The organism is Kribbella sp. NPDC048915, assembly GCF_040649595.1.
Classification (GTDB): domain Bacteria; phylum Actinomycetota; class Actinomycetes; order Propionibacteriales; family Kribbellaceae; genus Kribbella.
The window spans coordinates 153,931-176,035 of record NZ_JBEZFT010000006.1 but is presented as its reverse complement, the minus strand read 5'-3'; the positions used below and the strand labels follow the sequence as shown (position 1 = coordinate 176,035).

Here is a 22,105-nt window from a genome sequence, read left to right as displayed (position 1 = left end):
CTCGGCCTGTTCACGGATCTGGACGTACTCGGCCGCCGCGGACAGCAGGTCCGCGGTGTCGAGCTCATCCAGATCCGATTCGAACATGTGTTCTAATGTAAGTCACGGATTGATCACGCACAAGTGTTATGTCTCAGGACACGGGTGACGGTTGTGTGTCAGGACATCGATGACGGTTCTGGGGTGCTTGGTGGTGACACTTCTGGCTTCTTTGAGCGGGACGTTCTATGCGATCCGCGCCCGGGTCCGTGTCGACGGTGCGGCCGCGACTCTCGAGCCTCGGAGCCGGCGGCCGATGATCAGCCCAGCCAAGCTCAGCGACGAGGTCAGGCAGCAAGCTCTCGGCGTCCGGGCAGCGCTGGAGTCGTCCGGGTTGGACCATGGGCCGGTCAGTGTGCACGACAAGAGGCGCGCGATGGGCCTGGAGCTGGTGCCCTCGGTCGCGTCGCCGGCCAGGATCTTCCGCGAGGCCGGCGTGGCGCGGCGGGAGCCGCGGAAGAAGCCGCGGAAGAAGCCGCGAAAGAGGCCGCGGGCGGCGTGGCGCCGGTTCGGCTACCCAGTCGCGAACGCCTGCTGGCAGCTAGACGTCACCGAGTACGTACTCACCCGCGGGCGCAAGTGCGTGCTCTTCCAGCTCATCGACGACCACTCCCGCTACGCACTCGCCTCCCACGTCGCATGGAGCGAGAGCGCCGAGGCCGCGATCGCCGTGTGCGACAAGGCCGTGACCGCCCACGGCGTCGCCCCAGCGGCTGCTGTCCGACAACGGGATCGCGCTCAACCCGTCACGGCGTGGATTCCTGTGCCAGCTCGTCGTTCACCATGGCCCTCGGCGTCCAGCCGATCCCCGGCAAGCCCTACAAGCCGACCACCCAGGGCAAGAACGAACGCTTCCGCCAGACCCTGTTCCGCTACCTCGACAAACAACCACTCGCCGAGACCCTCGACGAACTGCAGGCCCTGTCACCCATGTCCTGAACCTTCTATATCTGTCAAGCCGGCGCGGGGGTGGCTCCCGGCGCGTCGTTTGCACCTCGGGCTGCGGTCGTCAGGGTTCGGTAGATCTGGCGGGCGAGGTAGCGCTTGAGGATGCGGCGGATTTCCTTCTTGGTGAGTCCCTCAGCAGTGCGGCGTTCGACGTAGGCCCTGGTCTCCGGGGTGCACGCGCATGCGCACGACCACGGCCATGTGCAGGGCTCGGTTCAATCGGCGGTCTCCGCCCCGGTCGAGGCGGTGACGCACGGTGTTGCCCGACGAGGCAGGGATGGGGTTGACCCCGGCGAGCGAGGCGAACGCGGCCTCATCACGCACGCGTCCAGCGTGGGACCAGGCGGTCATCGCCACCGCGGCGGTCACCGGACCGATACCGGTCTTCTCCAGCAAGACCTTGGCTGGGGACTGCTCGAGCAGCTCGACGGTGAGCTTGGTGTTCTCGCCAAGCTCGCCGTCCAGCGTCGTGATGCGCTTGGCCAAGCGCACCGCTTCGGCTCGGGCGGCGGCAGCTCCGACGTCCTCGGAGCGTGTGCGCCAACGAGACACCTCGGCGATCTGTGCGCTCGTCAGCGGCTTGCGCGCATCAATTCCCAGGCCGACGGTGCGCACCAACGCGGTCAGCGCGTTGACGTAGCCGGTGCGCTCGGTCGTCATCGCGTCACGGGCCATGGTCAGGATCCGCAGGGCGGCACGCACACCATCGTCCTGGCGTGGGCGGCGCAGGTGCTCGACCTCCTGGGACAGCACGACAGCAGCGATCCGCCGGGCATCGAGTGGATCAGACTTTCCCACACCGCGATGGCCGCGGGCGTCCATCCGAGCAGCCTCGACGACCTGGTAGCCCCTGTCAGCAACGACTGTTGCCAGACGAGCGCCGTAGGATCCGATGCCCTCGATCACCCACAGCACGTCCAGGTCACCGCCAGTGCGACGAGCGACCCGTTCAAGGGCCCGAACCATGGCGGCCTCGGTGGTCGGGAACTGGTCAGCGTCGACCGGCTCGCCAGTGGCGGCGACCAGGATCGACACAGCGTGCTCCTTGGCGTGTGTGTCCACCCCGACGACGAATGGGTGGGCATGCGCGACGCTAGTCACTGCGGTTTGGATCCTTCCTTCCGGGAACCACGGTTCCGGTCGCAACGGCCGGCGCCGATCCGAGGAAGAGTCACTTCAGGGCAGCTCTGTGATGAGTCACGACAAGTCCGCGGCAGCGGGGCGTCGGACAGCCTTCTGATCAGGCCACCGAGGTGGGCCGGAATGGCGCCGGCCACCCACGCCCACCGGACAGTTCAAGACCAAGGCACCACGCAAAGCGGGCCAAAGACATCACGAGTCACAGCGAGTGCGGACGACCGTCACCATCCTCAGCAGCCAGTCCCGGACCAGCTCGCCTAGAGACTCACAGAGACATCACATTGATCACACACAAGTGATCCCACACGAGTCGGCTTTGGGTCTAATCGTCTTTATTTACAAGGGAATTCGCGGCCGCATGGCGGGCACGGCCGCGACGCGGGCACTCTGCCGAGAGCAGGCGCGCAGCCGGCGGGGTGGCGCGGGTCGGCATAGAGCGGCGTGGATCCGGGTGCGTCGCCGGTGTGGTCAAGCGCGGCAGGAGGCGGTGCGTTGTGGCGTGGTAGCGCGGACCAGTGACCAGCCAGGCGTGGCGCGGCATGCGGGACGGGCAGGGAGAACAGACAGGAAGGATGAGCTAAGAAGAGATGGGCTGGTCGCGAGATCGGTCAGGAGGGGAGGTGGTGGGGGTGCCGCCGTCGGCGGTCCAGATGGAGCCGTTGACGTAGGAACTGGCGGGGGAGGCGAGGAAGGTGACGATCTCGGCGATTTCTTCGGGTTCGCCGGGGGTGCCGCGGAGGTTGCCGCGGCCGAGCATGTCGATGTGTTCGCCGAGCATCTGCTCGGTGCCGCCGGTACGGGTCGGGCCTGGCGAGACGGCGTTGACGCGGATGCCGCGATGGGCGAACTCGGTGGACCATGAGCGCGTGAGCAGTTCGAGTGCTGCCTTCGAGGCGCCGTACGCCGCTCCGATCGGGGCCGGCGAGGTCGCGGCGGTCGACGTGACGTTGACGATCGTGCCGTGGCCGCGGTCCGCCATGCCGGGGGCGAGTTCGGCGACGAGGAGGAACGGTGCGCGGGTGTTGACTGCGATGTGGCGGTCGAAGCCGTCGGCGCCGGTGTCCGGGGTGCTGCTGAACTCGTAGATCCCGGCGCTGTTCACCAGGATGTCGATCGGGCCGGCTTCGGCCGCGAGCCGCCGTACGTCGGTCGCGTCGCTGAGGTCTGCGCCGACGAACCGGGCACTGCCGCCCGCTTTGGTGATCTGCTCGACGACCTCCGCACCGCGTACGGCGTCCCGGCCGTGCAGGACGACGTCTGCGCCGAGGGCGGCCAGTCGTACGGCGACCGCGCGGCCGATGCCCGAGGTGGCGCCGGTAACGAGGGCGCGCCGACCGGTGAGGTCCGCAACGAGATCGGCAGCGCGATCGGCAGGGAGATCGGCAGCGCGATCGGCAGCGCGATCGGCAGGGAGATTGGCAGGGAGATCGGCGGTCGTGACGGTCATGATGGAGCCTTCCTGGTCGAAACTGGGTTATCCCACCCAGTTTTAGCACAGTCTGGGTTGAGCGCCCCAGTTTGCGCTAGGATCGGGACATGGCCACCGCGGAGCGCCGGCTGACTCGCAAGGGTCAGGCCGTTCGGGATCGGATCGTCGACGCGGCGACCGAGCTGATCGCGCAGCACGGGGTCGCCGGGACGAACACCGACCAGGTGCGGCAGCTGGCCGGCGTCAGCGGGTCGCAGCTGTACCACTACTTCGACAGCAAGCAGGCGCTGATCCGGGCCGTCATCACCCGGCAGGCCGACGCGGTCGGGGTGACCGAAGGTCCGGCGCTCGGCGCGCTGGACAGCTTCGAGGCACTGCGTGCGTGGGCCGACGCCGCGATCGCCCGCCAGCGGGAGCAGGACGGGCGCGGGTCGTGCGATCTGACCACGTTGGCCGGTGAATTGGCGGTCCACGACGAGGACTCCCGCGCCGAGATCTGCCAGGGCTTCCTGCGCTGGAAGCAGGTGCTGTCCGAGGGTCTGCACGCCATGCAGCGACGCGGTGACCTGGAGCCATCCGCCAACCCCGACGAGCTCGCCTACGCGCTCCTCGCCGCGCACCAAGGCGGCGTCCTGCTGTCCCAAACCCTCCGCGACACCACCCCGCTCGAAGCCTCGCTGAACGCGGCGCTGACCTACATCCACACGTTCGCGCGCTGACTCCGCTGACCCAAATTTCGTGCCAGCGGGAAGACAGCGGCATGTCAGTGGTGTTGGGCACTATGGGGAGTGCTTACGAGGGAGGGGCGGGGATGGCGCGCGTCGAGGAGTGGGAGCGGCGGCTCGTCGGGGGTGTCGAGGTGTCGACGACGGGCGCCGGACCAGGCATCGTGCTCGTACCCGGCGACAACCGGCGAGCACATCACTACGAGCAGTTGGCCCGCGATCTCGCCGGTGCCCACACGGTGCACGTGATCGAACGGCGCGGGCGCGGGGCGAGCGCGCCGCGCGATCCGTCGTACAGCGTCGAGACCGAGGCTGACGACGTACTCGCGGTGCTCGACGACACCGGCGCCCGCGTGGTGTTCGGCCACAGCTACGGCGGGCTGATCGCGATGCATGCGGCGCTGCGGCATCCGCTGGACGCACTGATCGCGTACGAGCCGGGGGTGAGTCTCGGCGGCTCGTTCGATCTCGGCTGGCTGGACGCGTTCCGGCGCAAGGTCGACGACGGAAAGTATGTGTCCGCGCTGGCGACCTTCCTCAAGGGCACCGATTCGTTGCCGCTGCGCGTCACTCCGTTGCTCTGGGCAATCTCGTTCCTGCTGCTGTTCGGTCGTGAGGAACGCGATCTGTTGCCGTTGACACCGGCCGAGCTGGCCGAGATCGCGCGTCTCGACTCCGACGGCAGTCGGTACGCCGCGATCACGTCACCGACCCTGCTGCTCGGGGGTTCGAAGTCGCCGGCCTACCTCACCGGCGTGCTGCCGCGGCTCGCCGAGATCCTGCCGCACGCCGAGTACGCGATCCTGCCCGACCTCGATCACCACGCCCCCGACGAGACCGCGCCGGACGAGATCGCGCAGCAGATCCGCCTGCACCTGATCCGGGCCGAACGGCACCGGTTCGAGCAGCGGTATCGCCGGTCGGCGTGATCAGTTAATTGCTGAGGGCAATCTTCTGGATCGTGAACGCGGAATTGCCCGATTTGAAGGTGAGAACGGCCGCCGCCGCACTGTCCGGCAGGTGCCCCTTGAACGTGATTGTGCCGTCGGCGGACCCGTTCGCCGTGATCTGGCTCGGCCACGCGCTGCGCCCGGTGTCGGCGTGCAGCGCCGTACCGTCCGCGGCGGTGAACGTCGTACCGTCCAGCGGGATCGTGATCGCGTGCTTGCCCGCGTTCGCGAGCTTGACCTGCACGCGGGTGAAATGGCTGGTGTACGTGACGTTCTCGACAGTCACCGTGATGCCGGCGTCGGTCTTCGCGATGGGCTCGAGCAGTCGGTCCTCGCCGGATTCGTTGCCGCTCAGGTAGCCGCCGACGTACTCCGCTCCGGCCGTCACCGCGAACCCGCCGACGCCGACACCGACCAGTACTACGGCGATCGCGATCAGGACCGACACGTCGAGGCGGCTGGTACGGCGGGGCGCGGACGAGGCCGCGTCCAGCAGTGTCAGGACCATCGCGACCACGAGTGCGATGACCGGTGGGACGAGCCAGCGCAACAACCCGCCCGGGCCGTCGGCGAAGAACGTGATCACCAGGTTCACGATCAGGCCGAGCGCGATCACGCCGCCCGCCGCGATCAGCACGCGCGGCAGCCGGACTGTGCCTACGGTGTCGTCGTCGGTACTGCGATCCGCGGCGGGCAGCCGTTGTTTGCCGGGAGAGCGCTCACCGCGGCGCTCGACGGTGCGACGGTCGACCTCGGCGACGGTCGGATCGGGCCAGCTGGCCGACTCGTTCCAGTTCGACTCGGACTGGTCGAGTTGCCCCGACACCTCCCACGGTGACCGCACCGGCTCCGGTCCGTCCGCCGACGGATACGCCGCCCACGGATCCCCGTCACTCCGCCCCGGTGCCTCCTCGAACCCGGGAACGATCCCCGCCCCGACCATCTGCTCGCCAGGTGCCTGGCCGGTCGGTGCGAACGGGTTCGCACCCGGAGGCTGCTGCGGAGCGAAGGGGGAGCCGGCGGGCGGCTGGGTGTCAGGAGTCGGTGCGGGTACGGCGTACTCGTCGGTGGAGCGGGCGGCCTCGGCAGGGTTGGGTTGTTGGACGGGTTGGACGGGTTGAGCGGGGGTGCTCGGCGGAGCGGCGGCGTACCTGTCGTCCAAGGGCTGATCGGGTGCGCCTGGGCGAACGGAGGCAGGCGCGACGCCGGCTTCGGGGGCGGAGGTCTCGGCCGGGGTGGGCTCGCCTGGGAGGGCGGACTTGGTGAAGGTGAGGACCGAGCGGCCGATATGGATGCGATCGCCGGTGGTGAGGCGGGTGGGGGCGGTGATGCGGCGGTCGTTGAGGCCCGTGCCGTTGCGGGATTCGTCGTACAGGGTCCAGCCGTCGCCCTCGCGGCGGAGGCGGGCATGGATGCGGGAGATCTGGTCGTCGGCCTGCAGCCGGATGTCGGCGTTCGAGGCGCGGCCGATGCTCAGCGTGTCGAGCTCGTCCGGCAGAGTCCACTGCTGGTCGCCGAGCGACAGCACGAATTCGGTTTTCACTCACACCCCAGTCGGCGTCGTCCTCTTCGCGATCGTCGCGCCGCCGGCGCGTCGCACCCCGCGGCAGCCAACCCGTCGGCGCGATTCTGCCATCCACTTCCGCCGCAGACCACCGCCAGCCCCACCCCACCACCCTCCGCAACAGGCCGATCACAACCGCCACGGTCAGGACAGGGTCATGCGCGGTTCGCCGTTCAGGAGGCCGGGCGCGGTGAGCGTGCAGGTACCGCCGCGGGATTGGGTGTAGGTCTGGCGTACGCAGGATCGGAGAGCGAGCTGGGCCCAGTAGTTCGGGTGCAACGACTCCTGCAAGTAGTAGTTCGAGCCGACCGTCGTCACGGTCCGGATCTGGTTGATCCATTCGGTTTTGTCGACCGCGGTGGGTTGGGTCCAGGAGCTGAGGCCGACCTCCTCGTACAGGCCGACGCCTTTCTCGCACAGCCGGCGGCCGTTGAAGGCGGACTGGAGTTCGAGCAGGCGGGTGTTGGTGAGGCCCGACTGGCTGATCGCGGCGCGGACGGTGTTGTTGATCGTGACCAGTGCGGTGGCGTTGGCCCAGTCGGCGTCCGCGTTCCAGAAGCCGCAGCCGCCGACACCCTGCCGCGTGAACCCGGACTGCCCGTACCGGAACCCGGACGACGCGGGGATCGGCGACGGATACGTCTGTACGACGAGACTCCAGGCGTTGTCGGCGTACCCGGCGTTTCGCATCGCGGTGCGGAGGTTCTGGAAGGAGGTGGCGATCTTTCCGCGGACCGTGGTGACGTTCGCGGCGGTGAAGTTGGCGACGACGGACGAGTCGTCGCGGCAGTAGTCCGGGTTCCAGGACGGCGACAGCAGGAAGTTCTGTACGCACCGGGTGACGATCGACGCGAAGTTGAAGTCGTTGCCGCCGATCGAGACGACGACCTGCCGTACGTTGTGCGTCGCCGCGAACGTCTGCAGCAGTTTCGCCTGTCCCTGGCGACCCGCGCCGTCGTCGTAGAAGTCGATGCCGGGCTTGAAGTAGTCGCCCGTGGACGTGGTGGTCCGCGCACCGGAGCAGGCCAGGTTGAGGCCGCCGACCCCACCGCCGATGTACGCCTCGGCCGACTGGCTGCGGTGGCAGCGCGGGATCACCTCGGCGGTGTGGGTCGCGTTGTCGTGGTACGCGTGCGCACCGAGCGCGTCGGCCGGTGCCTCGGAGTCGTTCGAGCTGCCCGCCCAGCGGCCGGCCTCGCCCGAGATGTAGGAGTCGCCGACGGTCACGACGTACGGCGTCCCGCTGCCGGGGCCGTCGGCGTGCGCCGGGGGAGCGACCAGGCCGAGCCCGGTCAGGGAGAGTAGGAGGACTGCTGCGGACACTCGACGACTTCGGGATGCGATCACCGGAAGGCCTCTCTCGCCGGAGTTCGGTGACCGTCAGGACCCCCACGTAGCCACCGTGGGCAGAAATGTACTTCCGGGTAACCGCAGATGGTAGACCGAGAGTGCTGACACGTTTGCGCCCTGTCACCACCGTGACAGGCGGGACGCTTACGGCAGCTCGAGTTCCTCCGGGTACCGCTCCCGCCACCAGGCACGCCACCGTGCATCGAGTGCGTCGCGGTCGGTCGCGCCGTACAGCGACAGGATCGCCATCGAGGCCCCGGCCGGCTTCTGTTCGCCGGGCGGGATGTGGCTGAGCACCAGCAGACCGTTGCCCCAGGCATCGACCGCGAGGCCGAGCTGATGCGCCGACCGGTACCAGACGTCGCACTTGAGCTGCTCGCCCACCAGGTCGAGCTCGAAGCTGTCGCCGTCCGGTACGCCGAGGGCCTCGATCGGTGAGAGTGCACCGGTCCCGGAGTAGAAGAGCGTGTGCCGTGGTTCGCCCGAGTGGCGTTCGACCGCGAAGCGGAGCTGGTTGAGGAAGGTGATCCAGCTCTCGGTCACGTCGTCGTAGTACGCGGCCCACTCGGAGTCGGGGTCCAGCGGCGCCCGGGTCAGCGTGATCCGGCACCCGCCGTCGACCGCTTCGAGGACGAACTCGTCGCCGCTCCCGAGCCGTAGCGTCGTCCCGTCCTCGGTGAATTCGGTGAAGTAGATCAGGTCGATCTCTTCCTCGAGCCCACCCTGCGGCCCCTCGTACTCCCAGCCGTGCCAGTGCCGGATCTTGTCCTTGCTGCGGAGCGCGTCCCACACCGCCTCCACGGGCGCTGCCGCCGTCACCACGATCTTCACGACCCCTCCTCGGTACGGCGAGGCGCGGGGTGACCACCCGCGATCAGTCGGTACGGCCGCCCGCCCTCGCTGTCGAACTCCTCGACGACCCGCTGCACTGCGGCGGTGAGCGCGTCGGTGAACCGGTGGACGTCGCCCGGGGCCGCGAACCGCACCTCGGCCTCGAGCGTGAACGTCAGCAGCCGCTTCCCGTCCGCGTCCGCCGCGGTCTGCATCCGCGCCACATCGCGCACCGTCCCGGCTGCGACCTCGACCAGGTGCTCTGCGGCGTACTGGTCCCGGATCTGTGTGAACGCACGGCCGACCACACCCGGGTCGACGACGAGCGTCGCGGCCGCGGCGCGCAGGATCCGTTCGGTGAATCCGCCCCGCCGGCGCTCCTCGACCAGCTCCACGAGCCCGACCTTCTCCAGCTCGCGCAGGTGGTAGTTCACCCGCTGCCGCGGCAGGTCGAGCGCGGCGGCCAGCTGTGTCGCCGACGACGGCTCCCGCAGCAGCTCAAGCAGGCGCCGGCGCAGCGGCGACAACGCCAGCCGCACCTTCTCCGGCTCCTCCACGTACCGCAGCATGCGATCCAGGATCCCCTTGACAGAAAAATCTGTCAAGGGGTGCGATGGCCCGGGGATCCGGGATTATGGGCGCCATGTCTGTGCGAGGTCCGCAGTTGCCGGTCGGCACCCAGGTGGTGATCCGCGTCGCCGCGCCCGACGACCAGGGCGGTACGGCGCAGCGCGGGGCGACCGGTCGCGTCGCCGGCATCACGCCCGACGGCCGCTATACGGTGCGACTGGTCGATGGGCGGGCGACCGTGGCGCAGCGCGATCAGCTCAGCCTGCGGACGGCGTACCAGGACGAGGCGATCGAGCTGAACCAGCCGGACGGCGACCGGCTCGTCCGCGAGCACACGATCTACGCCGTGGTGGTCGGATCGCGGGCGTTCGGACTCGACACCGACGAATCCGACACCGACACGCGCGGGGTGTACGTCGCCCCGACCGAGGCGTTCTGGTCGCTCGCGAAGCCGCCGACCCACGTCGACGGCCCAGAGCCGGAGTGGTTCTCGTGGGAGGTCGAGCGGTTCTGCGAGCTCGCCCTGAAGTCGAACCCGAACCTCCTCGAGGTCCTGCACTCGCCACTGGTGGTCCGCCAGACGCCGCTCGGCGAGGAACTATTGACACTCCGCCGAGCCTTCCTCTCCCAACTGGCCTACCAGACATACTCGGGCTACGTGCTGAGTCAGTTCAAGAAACTCGAAGCGGACTTACGCCGCGACGGGCAACCCAAGTGGAAGCACGTCATGCACCTGATCCGCCTGCTGCTCTCCGCCAGAACACTGTTGCTTGAAGCAACGCTCACCGTGGACGTCGGCCCGGATCGCGACCGTCTACTCATGGTCAAGCGCGGCGAGCTGCCCTGGGTCGAGGTCGAGCGCTGGCGGCTGCAGCTGCACGAGGACCTCGACAATGCCTTGCAGCGCACGATCCTCCCCGCCGCCCCGGCTGTCGCAACGGTCGACAGCTGGCTGCGATCCGTCCGCAAGAGGAGTCTCGATGGCGCGTGAAATGCGGCAGCTGGACTACGCCGAACTACGAACGATTGTCGGCGAGCAGCCGTACCCGTTGCTCTTCGCAACAGTCTCCGGAGCGCACCTGTACGGCTTCCCGTCCCGCGACTCCGACGTCGACCTCCGCGGCGCGCACGCGCTGCCGGCCGCCGACATGGTCGGCCTGCGCTACGGCCCGGACACCCTCGACCGGACCTGGTACGAGAACGGCGCCGAGGTGGACCTGGTCACCCACGACACACTCGACGAGGCCGAGGCGCTCAGCGCCTTGCCGGACCGGCCGTCGGCAGCGGCCGAGGCCGGCCTCAACGATCTGCTGATCCGCGTTCGGCTCAGCCGCTGATCCCCACCTTTTCCTTCGTTGTAGATACCCCTACCGTACTTACTTAACCTCGTGAAGCATTGACATCCGGCTCGACGAGGTAAATAGTTCCGTCCTGAAATCAATCAGAAAGCAGAGTGAATCAACAGTGTCGAACATCGAGATCCTGCAGCTCCGCGCCGGTGGCGTCAGCCTGGTGCTCGACTGCTCCGGTCCGGCCCTGCCGTCGGTCCTGCACTGGGGCGCGGACCTGGGCGAGCTGACCGAGAATGCTCTGCTGGAACTGCGCCGCGGGGCCGGCGCCGTCCAGGACGGCAACGGCCTCGACGAGAACCGCCCGATCGCGATCGTGCCGGAGTACTCGGCCGGCTGGTTCGGCCTGCCCGGCCTGAGCGGGCACCGCGACGGCCAGGACTTCTCCGCCAGCTTCACGCTGCAGTCGGTCGCGCGCACCGACAACACCGTGCGGATCGAGGCCCACGACACCACGGCCGGCCTGAAACTGAACCTGACGGTCGAGCTCACCGGCTCCGGACTGGTCCGCGCCAAGGCCGACCTCACCAACACCAAGCCGACGCCGTACACGGTCGACGGACTGTTCCTCGCGCTGCCCGTGCCGACCGAGGCCACCGAGCTGCTCGACATGACCGGTCGCCACATCGGCGAGCGGCACCCGCAGCGGCACGCGTTCACGCAGGGCGCGCACATCCGCGACAACCGCCGCGGCCGCACCGGCGCCGACGCGACCCTCCTGCTGCTGGCCGGCACCGAGGGCTTCGGCTTCCGCACCGGCGAGGTCTGGGGCGTGCACACCGCCTGGAGCGGCAACCACCGCTCGTACGCCGAACGCGGCATGAGCGGGTACGCCGTGATCGGCGGCGGCGAACTGCTGCTGCCGGGCGAAGGCCGGATCGCGCCGGACGGCACCTACAGCACACCGTGGATCTACGGCTCGTACGGCGTGGGGCTCGACGAGGTCTCGCACCGCTTCCACGATTACCTGCGCGCTCGCCCGAATCACCCGGCGACCGAGCGTCCCGTCGTACTGAACACCTGGGAAGCCGTCTACTTCGACCTGAACCTGGACAAGCTGAAGGCACTCGCGGACGCGGCGGCCGAGGTCGGCGCGGAGCGGTTCGTGCTGGACGACGGCTGGTTCCGAGGCCGCCGCGACGACCACGCCGGGCTCGGCGACTGGTACGTCGACGAGGAGATCCTGCCGAAGGGCCTGCACCCGCTCGTCGACCACGTGAAAAGTCTCGGGCTGCAGTTCGGCCTCTGGGTCGAGCCGGAGATGGTGAACCCGGACTCCGATCTGGCCCGTGAGCACCCGGACTGGATCCTCGCCACCGGCGACCGCACCCCGCCGACCGCCCGCCACCAGCAGGGCCTGAACCTCGGCATCCCGGCGGCCTACGACTACATCCTCGAGCGCCTGGACAGCATCCTGACCGAGTACGACATCGCCTACCTGAAGTGGGACCACAACCGCGACTTCGTCGACGGCGGCAACCAGCACACCGGTACGGCGGGAATCCACGAGCAGACGCTCGCGGTGTACCGGCTGATCGACGAGCTCAAGCGGCGGCACCCCGGCCTGGAGATCGAGTCCTGCTCCTCGGGCGGCGCCCGCGTCGACCTCGGCATCCTGGAGCGCACCGACCGGGTCTGGGGCAGCGACAGCAACGACGCGCTCGAGCGGCAGACCATCCAGCGCTACACGCAACTGCTGCTGCCGCCGGAGCTGATCGGCTGCCACGTCGGCCCGCCGCGGGCGCACACCACCGGCCGCACACAGACGCTGTCGTTCCGCGCGATCACCGCGCTGTTCGGCCACTTCGGCATCGAGTGGGACATCGCCTCCGCGAGCGCCGAGGAGCGCGCCGAACTGAAGGGCTGGGTTGCGCTGCACAAGCAACTGCGGCCGCTGCTGCACTCCGGTCGCGTGGTCCGGGCCGACCGCGGGCCGGACGACGTCCTGGTCCACGGCGTCGTCGCACACGACGGTGCCCGCGGCGTGTTCAGCGTCGTACAGACCCAGCAGTCGGTGACGTCGGCGGTCGGCCGGGTTCGCCTGCCCGGCCTCGAGCCGCAGCGGACGTACCGGATCAGCAAGGTCGCGACACCCGGGCCCGACTCGCGGTCCGCCCGCTGGTCGGCCGCCGGTGGAAGTGTGGAGCTGAACGGCGCCGCCCTCGCCTCGGTCGGTGTGCTGATGCCCGCGCAGTGGCCCGAGAGCGCGATCTTGCTGGACGTGACAGCGGTCGGGTGACCCCGCCCGACCACAGAGTCCCCGCACGAGAAGGAGATTCCCCCGTGACCGCCACCACCAACGCACCACCCAAACCGCGAAGTCACGGGGGGTCGGCGGCACCACCGGAGCAGCGAAAGCGCAGCCTGGGCGATCTGAAGGTAGCGATGATCTTCCTCGCCCCGGCCACGCTCGGCTTCGTGGTGTTCTACATCTGGCCGACGCTGCGCGGCGCGTACCTGAGCTTCACCGAGTACAGCCTGCTCGCGCCGCCGCGGTTCAACGGCCTGGCCAACTACGAGCGGATGCTGCACGACAGCTTCTTCTGGAACGCGCTCGTGGTCACGGTCGAGTACGTCGTGATCAACATCGGCGTCCAGACCGTGTTCGCGGTCGCGATCGCGATGGTGATGTACCGGCTGACCAAGTCGATCACGGTCCGCGCGATCATCCTGGCGCCGTACCTGGTCGCGAACGTCGTCGTCGCGCTGGTCTGGTACTGGATGCTCGACTTCCAGGTCGGCATCGTCAACCAGGGCCTGACCTGGATCGGGATCGACCCGGTGGCGTTCTTCGGCGACTCGCACTGGGCCATCCCGACCGTTGCCGGCATCAACGTCTGGCGGCACATGGGCTACACGGCGCTCCTGGTGTTCGCCGGCCTGCAGACCATCCCGGCGTACGTGTACGAGGCCGCCGAGGTCGACGGGTCGACCGAGTGGAAGACGTTCTGGCGGATCACACTGCCGCTGCTGCGGCCGGTCCTGGTGATGGTCCTGGTGGTCACCATGATCGGTTCGTTCCAGATCTTCGACACGGTCGCCGTGACCACGCAGGGCGGTCCGATCAACGCGACCCGCGTCATCTACTACTACATCTACGAGCGCGCGTTCACCCGGTTCGACTTCGGGTACGCGTCCGCGATGGCGATGGTGCTGTTCGCGATCCTGGCGATCGTCTCGCTCGTCCAGCTGCGGTTGCTGCGGGCGAAGGAGAGTGATCTGGCATGACCAAGATGAGTGTCAGCCGAGCGATCTGCTGGGTGCTGCTGGGCATCCTGCTGCTCGTCACGCTGTTCCCGTTCTACTGGATGCTGCGGACGGCGTTCTCCGACAACACGCAGCTGCCCGGTCACCCGAGCTCGCTGCTGCCGGTGGAGTCCACGCTGGGTGCCTTCAAGCGGGTGCTGGGCCTGGCCACCATCGAGGAAGCACAGGCGCAGGGCGGTTCCGGTGCGGCCGTGAACTTCTGGCTGTACCTGCGCAACTCGTTGGTCGTGTCCACGGTCACGACGGTGTGCCAGGTGTTCTTCAGCGCGATGGCGGCGTACGCCTTCGCCCGGCTGCGCTGGCCCGGACGGGACAAGGTGTTCGCGATCTTCCTGGCCGCGCTGATGGTGCCACCGATCTTCACCACGCTGCCGAACTTCGTGCTGATCAAGAACCTCGGGCTGCTGAACAGCTTCGCCGGCATCATCCTGCCGGGCGCGTTCATGACGCCGTTCGCGATCTTCTTCCTGCGCCAGTTCTTCCTCGGTATCAGCCGGGAGCTGGAGGAGGCCGCGATGATCGACGGCGCCGGCCATCGGCGGATCTTCTTCGGGATGATCATCCCGATGAGCGCCGCGCCGATCACGACGCTGGCGATCCTCACCTACATCAACTCGTGGAACGATTACTTCTGGCCGTTGCTGGTCGGTCAGCAGGAGAACGTCCGGGTGCTCACAGTCGCGCTCGGAGTGTTCCGGTCGCAGACCCCGCAGGGCGGTCCGGACTGGGCCGGCCTGATGGCAGCGACGCTGATCGCGGCGCTGCCGATGATCATCTTGTTCCTGGCGTTCGCCAAGCGGATCACGAACTCCATCGGCTTTTCGGGGATCAAATGAATCTCTCACGGAGGACCCTGCTGAAGGCAGGACTGGCGAGTCTCGCCGTACCGGCCGTTGCCGCCTGCAACAACGGCGCGGCGGCGCGCGGCGACGGCGAGATCATCTACTGGCTCTGGGACTCGGCGCAGCTGCCGATGTACACCGAGTGCGCACAGGTGTTCCAGGAGCAGAACCCGCAGTACAAGGTGAAGATCGAGCAGTACGGCTGGAGTGACTACTGGTCGAAGCTCGTCACCGGGTTCATCTCCGGGACGGCGCCGGACGTGTTCACCGGCCACTCGTCGAAGTACCCGCTGTTCGCGGCCAAGGGCCAGGTGCTGCCGATCGACGACTTCGTCAAGCGCGACAACGTCGACCTCGGCAGCTACCAGAAGGGGCTGGCGGACCGGTGGATCGGCGACGACGGCAAGCGGTACGGCCTGCCGAAGGACTGGGACACCGAGGTCTACTTCTACAACAGCGCGTTCACCGAGGCGGCCGGGATCAGCACCGAGCAGCTGAACTCGATGACCTGGAACCCCAAGGACGGCGGCACGTTCGAGCAGATCGTGCGCCGGCTGACGGTGGACGCCAAGGGCCGGCGCGGTGACCAGCCGGGCTTCGACCCGAACAACGTCAAGGTCTACGGACTCGGGTACGGCGACGCGGGCGGCGGTGACGGCCAGACGAGTTGGAGCTGGTACGCCGCGATCAACGGCTGGAAGTACTCCGAGGGCGAACCGTGGGGGACGAAGTTCTTCTACGGCGACCCGAAGTTCACCGAGACCATCGCGTGGTGGCGCAGCCTGATCACCAAGGGGTACATGCCGACGTACGCGCAGGCGAAGTCCGGGATCGACGTGACGACCGCGTTCGGTGCGGGCAAGTACGCGATCACCCCGAACGGGTCCTGGATGCTCGGCACGTACGCCGGGCTGAAGCAGGTGAAGACGAAGCTCGCCCGGCTGCCGATCGGACCGGTCGGGAAGCGGATGTCGATGATGAACGGGCTCGCGGACACCATCTGGGCCGGGACCGAGCGCCGGGACGCGTCCTGGGCGTGGGTCAAGTTCCTCGGCTCGAAGACGGCCCAGGACATCGTCGCCAAGGCGGGTGTCGTGTTCCCGGCGGTCGCGGACAGCATGCCGGCCGCGAAGGCGGCGTTCGCGAAGGCGGGCTGGGACGTGACACCGTTCCTGGAGCCGGTGGAGGCGGGCGACGTGTTCCCGTACCCGGCGAACCCGAACGCCGCGGACGTCACCGCGGTGATGACGCCGGCGATGGAGGCGGTGATGTCGTTCGAGGCCGAGCCGGCGTCGCTGGCCAAGGCGAACGACGAGGTGAACCAGATCCTGTCCGTCAACAGCTAAGGGGCATCCCTCAGTCGCCCTACGCCCGGGGGAGTACGTCGGACTGCGTCCAGCGGTGCAGCGTGCTCCTCCGGGGGTAGTGCAGGTGTCGCCGCCGAGGCGACGCGGTGGAGGGGCTCCGGACGCCACTCTTGGTGCCGTTGGATCAACGACGAGCACGAGGAGTGGCATGAACGACGAGAGGCCGGGCGGTTCGATCCGCATCGGCGACCGTGAGCGTGAGGACGCCGTCCGGCGTCTGGGCGAGCATTACGAAGCCGGCCGGCTGAGCGCGGACGAGCACTCCGAGCGGGTCGACCAGGCATTGCGGGCGAAGACCGCGGCGGACCTGAACGCACTGTTCGCGGACCTGCCGCCGACCCACCAGGCTCCGGCTGGTGGACCGAGCGCAGGGACTCGGCCGGGATGGTCGGGCGAGCGGCCGGCGTGGGCCGCGCGCGGGTTCCTCGGACGGGTACCGTTGCCGTTGCCGTTGCCGTTGCCGTTGCCGTTGCCGTTGCCGTTGCCGTTGCTGATCGCGCTCGGCGTGTTCGCCGTTCTGGCGTCGGTGGGCTGTGTGGTGGGCGGCGGGCATCCGCCGATCCTGCCGCTGCTGCTGATCGGTGTGGCCGTGCTGTTCATCCGGAAGCGGCGGATGGAGCGGCGAGCATGAGGAACGCGTATCGCATCCTGGCACTGCTGATCGCGATCGCGGTCGTGCTCCAGGTCGCCTCGATCGCACTCGCCGGGTTCACCGTGGCCAAGGACGCCGACGACGGCACCGCGATCGGCGCCGACTACAGCAACTTCGGGCAGGCGTACCACAGCATGGCCGGCACGCTGATCGGGTTGCTCGCGCTGGTGCTGCTGATCGTGTCGTTCCTGACCGACGTACCGCGTGGACGGATGCTGGCCGGTGTCGTCGTCGGCCTGGTGGCACTGCAGTTCCTGCTCGCGGTGGTGTCGTTCGGCGTCCCCGCGCTCGGCCTGCTGCACGGGATCAACGGTCTGGCGATCGCGGGCGTCGCGGGCGCCGGCGCGCGGCGGGCCGCCGTACCGAAGCAGCAAGTGACCAGTGTCTGACGTCAGGAGGCGCCGGTGGGGCCGGCTGGTCGCTCTGGGAATCACCTTGGCGGTGCTGGTACCGCTCGGGTATCTCTGGGCGACCAGTCTGGTCCCGGGGGAGTACAACCCGGCGGAGATGGGGTACGCCGACTACGGCGGCGGGCCGTCGAGCGGTCACGAGCACCACGGAGGGATGAGCGTCGTCGACCTGGCCGGGCCGCGGAACGGTACGCCGGACGTGGACGTGACGCTCGTGGCGCGCAAGCAGAAGTTCCAGCTGGCGTCGGGGGAAACGGTCGACGGATACACCCTGAACGGGGCGTCACCCGGTCCGTTGATCCGCGCGCGGGTCGGCGACCTCGTGCAGGTGACGCTCGTCAACGAGTCCGTACCCGACGGCGCGACGCTGCACTGGCACGGGATCGACGTACCGAACGCCGAGGACGGAGTGGCCGGCGTGACGCAGGACGCCGTGCCGGTGGGCGGGAAACACGTGTACCGGTTCACGGCGGAGGAAGGCGGGACATACTGGTACCACTCGCATCAGGTGTCGAGCGACGAGGTCAAGGGCGGGCTGTTCGGTCCGATCGTGATCGCGCCGAAGACACCGGGTGAGGTGGTGGCCGCCATCCACACGTACGACGGGAAGCGCACCATCAACGGTCGCACCGGATCGGCGTCGGTGGAGCTGCCGGCCGGTACGACGGCGCGCGTGCGGGTGATCAACACCGACAACGCGATCCTGCGCGTCGGGCTGATCGGGGCGCCGTCCAAGGTGGTCGCCGTCGACGGACGGGACGTCCACGGACCTACGGCCGGTACGGCGGCAGTGGCGTTGGCCGCCGGCGGTCGTGTCGATCTGGAGGCGGTGGTGCCGGCCGGTGGTCTGCGGCTTTTGGCCGGTACTCCTTCGCTGTCGCTCGCGATCGGGCCGTCGGATGCTGCGCCGACGGGTGACCTTCCCGGAGAGACGGTCGACCTGCTGACCTACGGGACGCCGGCACCGATCGGTTTCGACCCGTCCGAAGCAGACCGGACGTTCGAGTACCGGATCGGGCGGCGGCCTGGGTTCCTCGACGGAGTACCGGGGCTGTGGTGGACGATCAACGGTCACCTGTTCCCCGACGTGCCGATGTTCATGGTCGCCGAGGGGGACGTGGTCCGGATGACGATCACCAATACCAGCGGTCAGGCGCACCCGATGCACCTGCACGGGCACCACGCCGTCGTCCTGTCCCGCAACGGCATCGCCGCGACCGGTTCATCGTGGTGGGTCGACACGCTCGAGGTCGGGAACGACGAGTCCTACGAGATCGCCTTCGTTGCCGACAACCCCGGTCTGTGGATGGATCACTGCCACAACCTCCCGCACGCCGCCGAAGGCCTGATGACGCACCTCATGTACCAAGGCGTCAGCACGCCGTACCGGGTCGGCGGCGACGCCCACAACGAACCGGAGTGACTGCTCAGGAGGCCTGCTGGGTGTCAGTGGCGTGGGCCTGGGCTCGGTGGAAGGCGGCGATGCGTTCGCAGGCGGCGGTGATGGCGGCTCGCTGGGAGTCGTACGAACCCCACCAGAGCGGGTTGTCCGGCTGCGGATCGTCCTCGTCGCCGATGTCGGCGTACCACTCGCCGGCCGTCCGGAACACCCGCGCGTGCAGGTGGATCTCTGTGCCCAGCTCGTTCACCGAACCACTCCTGGAGTGAGACCGTGTACGTCTCCAGGATGTGCCGCGGCGGCCGCGGATCGGCCCAGCGACACGCGGATTCAGCTGACCGCCGATTCGGGCACCAGCACGGTGAGTCGCTGGGCGGTGTTGTTCGCGAAGCCGCCGCGGTTCCAGTCGGCCTCGATCGGTTGCTCGTTGCCGGCCGCGTCGTAGGCGCGGACCGTGAGCACGTGCTCGCCGGGCGTCGCCTCCCAGTCGTAGTGGAAGCCGCGCCAGGCGTACTCGTCGTTGTCGGTGTCGTTGCCCGGAGCATCCAAGATCGCCGGGTGCCAGGTGACGCCGGCGTCGGTGCTCACCTCGACCCGCTCGATCGGCGCCCACCCGGACCAGGCCCGGCCGAACAGCGGAACGGTGCCTGCGGCAACGAACCGGTGGCGGCTCATGAAGTCCGGGAACCCCGGCGGGACCAGCAGCGCGCGCGGCTGGATCCGGGTGATCGCGGTGCCGGGTTCGTCGGGCTCGGTCTTGATCCGGTACGCCACCGCGTTCTGGTACCCGGTGAACTCGTGGCCGATCACCTCGATTGACCGCAACCACTTCACGCTGGCCATTCCGTACCAGCCCGGTACGACGAGGCGCAACGGGTACCCGTGCTGCGGCGGCAGCGGCGCGCCGTTCATCTCCCAGGCGACGAGCGCGCCCGAGTTCATCGCCTCCGCGAGTGACAGTCCGCGCTGGTAGTCCTGCTCGACCCCGCGCTCGACACCGTGGTCCGCGCCGGTGAACACCACGTCGACCGCGTCCTCGCGGATGCCCGCGAGCCGCAGCAGATCCGACAGCAGCACACCGGTCCACTCCGCCGTACCGACCGCCTCGGACAGCCACGGCTGGCTGATCGGCCGCGGCTGCAGCGTCGCGCGTCCGTTGCCTGCACACTCCAACGTGACGCGCGCCGTCCGCCGGCCCATCGCGCGCAGCTCGGTCAGCCCGAACGTCAACGGCTGCTCGACGCAACCGTCGACGGTCAGCAGCCACTCGCTCCCGTTCGTTGCCGGGATGTCGTAGTGCACCAGGACGTAGTGCAGACCCGCCGGCGTCACGTCGTACCGCAAAGCCTCCAGCGGCATCGCGTGGTTCCGCGCCGCGAGCTGCAGCTCGTCGACGGTGATCCCCTCGCCGGTGTCCGCCAACCGCCCCCGAACGCTGAAACTCTCGATCGACATCACAATCCCTCCCCTGCATCAGCCTAGAGGTACGGGACGGTTCACAACCAGCCGTTGTCCAGGGCGATCCGCGCGGCCTCGGCGCGGGTGCGGGCGCCGGTCTTCCCGATGGCGGCGGACAGGTGGTTGCGGACGGTCCCTTCGGACAGGTGCAGGTCCTTGGCGATGTCGGCCACGGTGCCGCCCTCCCGCGCGGCCCGCAGTACGTCGGATTCGCGCGCCGTCAACGGACTCGTGCCGGCCACGAGAGTCTCGGCGGCGAGCGACGGGTCGACAACGCGGAGCCCCTGATGGACCCGGCGGACGGCATCCGCCAGTTGCGTCGCGGGCGTGTCCTTGACCACGAACCCGGCCGCGCCCGCCTCCATCGCGCGGCGCAGGTACCCGGGCCGGCCGAACGTGGTGACCATCAGCACGCGGACCCCGGGCACGGCGGCACGCAACGCGGCGGCCGCCTCGATGCCGTCGAGGCCGGGCATCTCGACGTCGAGGAGGGCGACGTCGGGCGCGGTCTTCTTCGCAGCGTCGATCACCTCGTCGCCACGGCCGACCTCGGACACGACCTCGAGGTCGGGCTCCAGATCCAGCAGGGCTGCGAGGGCGCCGCGCACCAGCGCCTGGTCGTCGGCGATCAACAGTCGGATGCTCACGGCACCATCCTCACAAGCCCGCGAGCAACAGTCCTCATCGGCCGACCTCGACGGCCAAGCGGAATCCGCCACCGGGCGCCTCGCCGATCTGCACCGCCGCCCCGGCCTCGTCGGCGCGTTCCCGCAGACCGACCAGGCCGTGCCCCGACGTCGTGCCGCCCGGCGTCGGCCCCTTGCCGTCGTCGAGTACTTCGATCCGCATCGCCGTGATCCGGATCGTGCAGCGCTTCGCCCCCGAGTGCCGGACGACGTTGGTGACTCCTTCGCGAACCACCCAGGCGAACAGTTCGCGATTCGCCTCCGGGACCTCGTCGACCGTGGTCGGCAGATCCGCCTTGATCTCGGCGGCTTGCAGCGCGGCGCTCGCCGACACGAGTTCACCGGCCAGGCTGAGCTCGCGGTACCCGGCGACGGCGGCGCGGACGTCGGCCAGCGCGGCCCGCGCGAGGCTCTCGACGTCCGCGACCTCGGCGGCCGCCCGGTCCGGGTTCGCCGCGATCAGCTTGCCGGCCAGCTCGGCCTTGACCGTGATGACGGTCAGCGAGTGCCCGAGAATGTCGTGCAGGTCGCGGGCGAACCGGTTCCGTTCCTCCTGTACCGCCAGCTCGGCCATGTCCTTGCGCGCGGCGTTCAGCTCGATGCTGCGCTGGATCGCGCGGCGCATCCCGAACACGGCCAGGGCCGCGAGGAAGATCGCGAATCCGTAGCTGCCGTCGTCGCTCCACCCCGGCACCACCCGCATCGACAGCTCGGCACCACCGAGCAGCAGCGCGACCAGGGCGATCGCGATCCGCAGATCGACCGCCATCATCGCGACCGCGGCGATGTAGACCAGGCAGGTCAGCGCCTGCTGACCCGCCGCCGGAACCATCAGCAGGCAGAGCGCGAGCATCAGGCCGAGGTACAGCAGCCGCTGCCAGGTCGGCATCCCGCCGCCGGCCAGTCCGACCCAGCGGATCCACCCGAAGAACCCGACGTACGAGAGTGCGAACAGCAGCAGCGCGACCAGACCGCCGATCCGGAGCGCACCCTGCTGGCGCATGATCGCCTCGAACGGCTGTGACAGGTAGAACAGCCAGACTCCGGCTGCGAGCCAGCCCCAGCGCCCGGGGCCCGGGCGGCCGGTGCGTTCGGCGAGCTCCTCCATCAGCGTCGGCGAAGTCTTCAC

General features: G+C 68.9%; 20 protein-coding genes and 2 pseudogenes. 12 read left to right on the top strand and 10 right to left on the bottom strand.

All coding sequences use genetic code 11. The annotated features are described in order from the left end of the window. Positions 1-271: 271 nt before the first annotated feature. Positions 272-957: pseudogene (locus AB0B82_RS05975) on the top strand (DDE-type integrase/transposase/recombinase); the annotation flags it as partial. Between the two features lie 35 nt (positions 958-992). Here the strand turns inward: AB0B82_RS05975 and AB0B82_RS05970 are convergent. After that, positions 993-2,088: pseudogene (locus AB0B82_RS05970) on the bottom strand (IS110 family transposase). A 616-nt stretch (positions 2,089-2,704) separates the two neighbouring features. Beyond that, positions 2,705-3,574 (bottom strand): SDR family oxidoreductase, encoded by an 870-nt coding sequence (locus AB0B82_RS05965; protein ID WP_360163125.1) that lies wholly within the window; start codon positions 3,572-3,574, stop codon positions 2,705-2,707. An 89-nt stretch (positions 3,575-3,663) separates the two neighbouring features. Between AB0B82_RS05965 and AB0B82_RS05960 the strand changes: the two genes are divergently transcribed. Both AB0B82_RS05960 and AB0B82_RS05955 read left to right on the top strand, forming a co-directional pair. Then, on the top strand, positions 3,664-4,275 hold the full coding sequence (locus AB0B82_RS05960) for a TetR family transcriptional regulator (protein WP_360163122.1): 612 nt from the start codon (positions 3,664-3,666) through the stop codon (positions 4,273-4,275). A 92-nt stretch (positions 4,276-4,367) separates the two neighbouring features. After that, positions 4,368-5,210: an alpha/beta hydrolase gene (locus tag AB0B82_RS05955; protein WP_360163119.1), complete on the top strand. Its 843-nt coding sequence runs from the start codon at positions 4,368-4,370 to the stop codon at positions 5,208-5,210. Between the two features lie 4 nt (positions 5,211-5,214). Here the strand turns inward: AB0B82_RS05955 and AB0B82_RS05950 are convergent, their stop codons facing one another. From AB0B82_RS05950 to AB0B82_RS05935, 4 genes are all read right to left on the bottom strand, one after another. After that, positions 5,215-6,774 carry an FHA domain-containing protein gene (locus AB0B82_RS05950; protein ID WP_360163116.1) on the bottom strand — a complete coding sequence of 520 codons (1,560 nt, stop codon included), beginning with the start codon at positions 6,772-6,774 and terminating at the stop codon, positions 5,215-5,217. A 165-nt stretch (positions 6,775-6,939) separates the two neighbouring features. Then, the gene (locus AB0B82_RS05945; RefSeq protein WP_360163113.1) at positions 6,940-8,118 is read right to left on the bottom strand and encodes a hypothetical protein; all 1,179 of its coding nucleotides are present in this window, start codon (positions 8,116-8,118) and stop codon (positions 6,940-6,942) included. 171 nt (positions 8,119-8,289) lie between these two features. After that, a complete protein-coding gene (locus AB0B82_RS05940; protein ID WP_360163110.1) occupies positions 8,290-8,976 on the bottom strand; it encodes a hypothetical protein in 687 nt (228 codons plus the stop codon). Continuing rightward, positions 8,973-9,545 carry a helix-turn-helix domain-containing protein gene (locus AB0B82_RS05935; protein ID WP_360163107.1) on the bottom strand — a complete coding sequence of 191 codons (573 nt, stop codon included), beginning with the start codon at positions 9,543-9,545 and terminating at the stop codon, positions 8,973-8,975. The genes AB0B82_RS05940 and AB0B82_RS05935 overlap by 4 nt, the downstream gene beginning before the upstream one ends. A gap of 74 nt (positions 9,546-9,619) precedes the next feature. On the opposite strand from AB0B82_RS05935, the gene AB0B82_RS05930 reads away from it, so the two are divergent. The 9 genes from AB0B82_RS05930 (at position 9,620) to AB0B82_RS05890 (ending at position 18,856) form a co-directional block, all read left to right on the top strand. Beyond that, the gene (locus tag AB0B82_RS05930; protein ID WP_360163104.1) at positions 9,620-10,537 is read left to right on the top strand and encodes a nucleotidyltransferase domain-containing protein; all 918 of its coding nucleotides are present in this window, start codon (positions 9,620-9,622) and stop codon (positions 10,535-10,537) included. Beyond that, a complete protein-coding gene (locus tag AB0B82_RS05925) occupies positions 10,527-10,883 on the top strand; it encodes a nucleotidyltransferase domain-containing protein (RefSeq protein WP_360163101.1) in 357 nt (118 codons plus the stop codon). The genes AB0B82_RS05930 and AB0B82_RS05925 overlap by 11 nt, the downstream gene beginning before the upstream one ends. A 127-nt stretch (positions 10,884-11,010) precedes the next feature. Next, entirely contained in the window at positions 11,011-13,134 is a 2,124-nt protein-coding gene (locus AB0B82_RS05920) for an alpha-galactosidase (RefSeq protein ID WP_360163098.1), read from the top strand. Positions 13,135-13,280: 146 nt separating this feature from the next. Next, positions 13,281-14,123, top strand: coding sequence for a sugar ABC transporter permease (locus tag AB0B82_RS05915; RefSeq protein ID WP_360163095.1), 843 nt, complete (start codon positions 13,281-13,283; stop codon positions 14,121-14,123). Continuing rightward, entirely contained in the window at positions 14,120-14,998 is an 879-nt protein-coding gene (locus tag AB0B82_RS05910) for a carbohydrate ABC transporter permease (protein ID WP_360163092.1), read from the top strand. The genes AB0B82_RS05915 and AB0B82_RS05910 overlap by 4 nt, the downstream gene beginning before the upstream one ends. After that, positions 14,995-16,350 (top strand): sugar ABC transporter substrate-binding protein, encoded by a 1,356-nt coding sequence (locus tag AB0B82_RS05905; protein WP_360163089.1) that lies wholly within the window; start codon positions 14,995-14,997, stop codon positions 16,348-16,350. The genes AB0B82_RS05910 and AB0B82_RS05905 overlap by 4 nt, the downstream gene beginning before the upstream one ends. A 169-nt stretch (positions 16,351-16,519) precedes the next feature. Next, positions 16,520-17,002, top strand: coding sequence for a DUF1707 domain-containing protein (locus tag AB0B82_RS05900; RefSeq protein ID WP_360163086.1), 483 nt, complete (start codon positions 16,520-16,522; stop codon positions 17,000-17,002). After that, positions 16,999-17,412, top strand: coding sequence for a hypothetical protein (locus AB0B82_RS05895; protein ID WP_360163083.1), 414 nt, complete (start codon positions 16,999-17,001; stop codon positions 17,410-17,412). Before AB0B82_RS05900 ends, AB0B82_RS05895 begins: the two co-directional genes overlap by 4 nt. Next, on the top strand, positions 17,405-18,856 hold the full coding sequence (locus AB0B82_RS05890; RefSeq protein ID WP_360163080.1) for a multicopper oxidase family protein: 1,452 nt from the start codon (positions 17,405-17,407) through the stop codon (positions 18,854-18,856). Before AB0B82_RS05895 ends, AB0B82_RS05890 begins: the two co-directional genes overlap by 8 nt. A gap of 4 nt (positions 18,857-18,860) precedes the next feature. Here AB0B82_RS05890 and AB0B82_RS05885 read toward each other — a convergent pair whose 3' ends face one another. From AB0B82_RS05885 to AB0B82_RS05870, 4 genes are all read right to left on the bottom strand, one after another. Next, positions 18,861-19,082, bottom strand: coding sequence for a hypothetical protein (locus AB0B82_RS05885; protein ID WP_360163077.1), 222 nt, complete (start codon positions 19,080-19,082; stop codon positions 18,861-18,863). Between the two features lie 80 nt (positions 19,083-19,162). After that, the gene (locus AB0B82_RS05880; protein WP_360163074.1) at positions 19,163-20,287 is read right to left on the bottom strand and encodes a sulfite oxidase; all 1,125 of its coding nucleotides are present in this window, start codon (positions 20,285-20,287) and stop codon (positions 19,163-19,165) included. 41 nt (positions 20,288-20,328) lie between these two features. Next, positions 20,329-20,937 carry a response regulator transcription factor gene (locus AB0B82_RS05875; RefSeq protein ID WP_360163071.1) on the bottom strand — a complete coding sequence of 203 codons (609 nt, stop codon included), beginning with the start codon at positions 20,935-20,937 and terminating at the stop codon, positions 20,329-20,331. A gap of 34 nt (positions 20,938-20,971) precedes the next feature. After that, positions 20,972-22,105, bottom strand: a complete 1,134-nt coding sequence (locus AB0B82_RS05870) for a sensor histidine kinase (protein WP_360163068.1) — start codon at positions 22,103-22,105, stop codon at positions 20,972-20,974.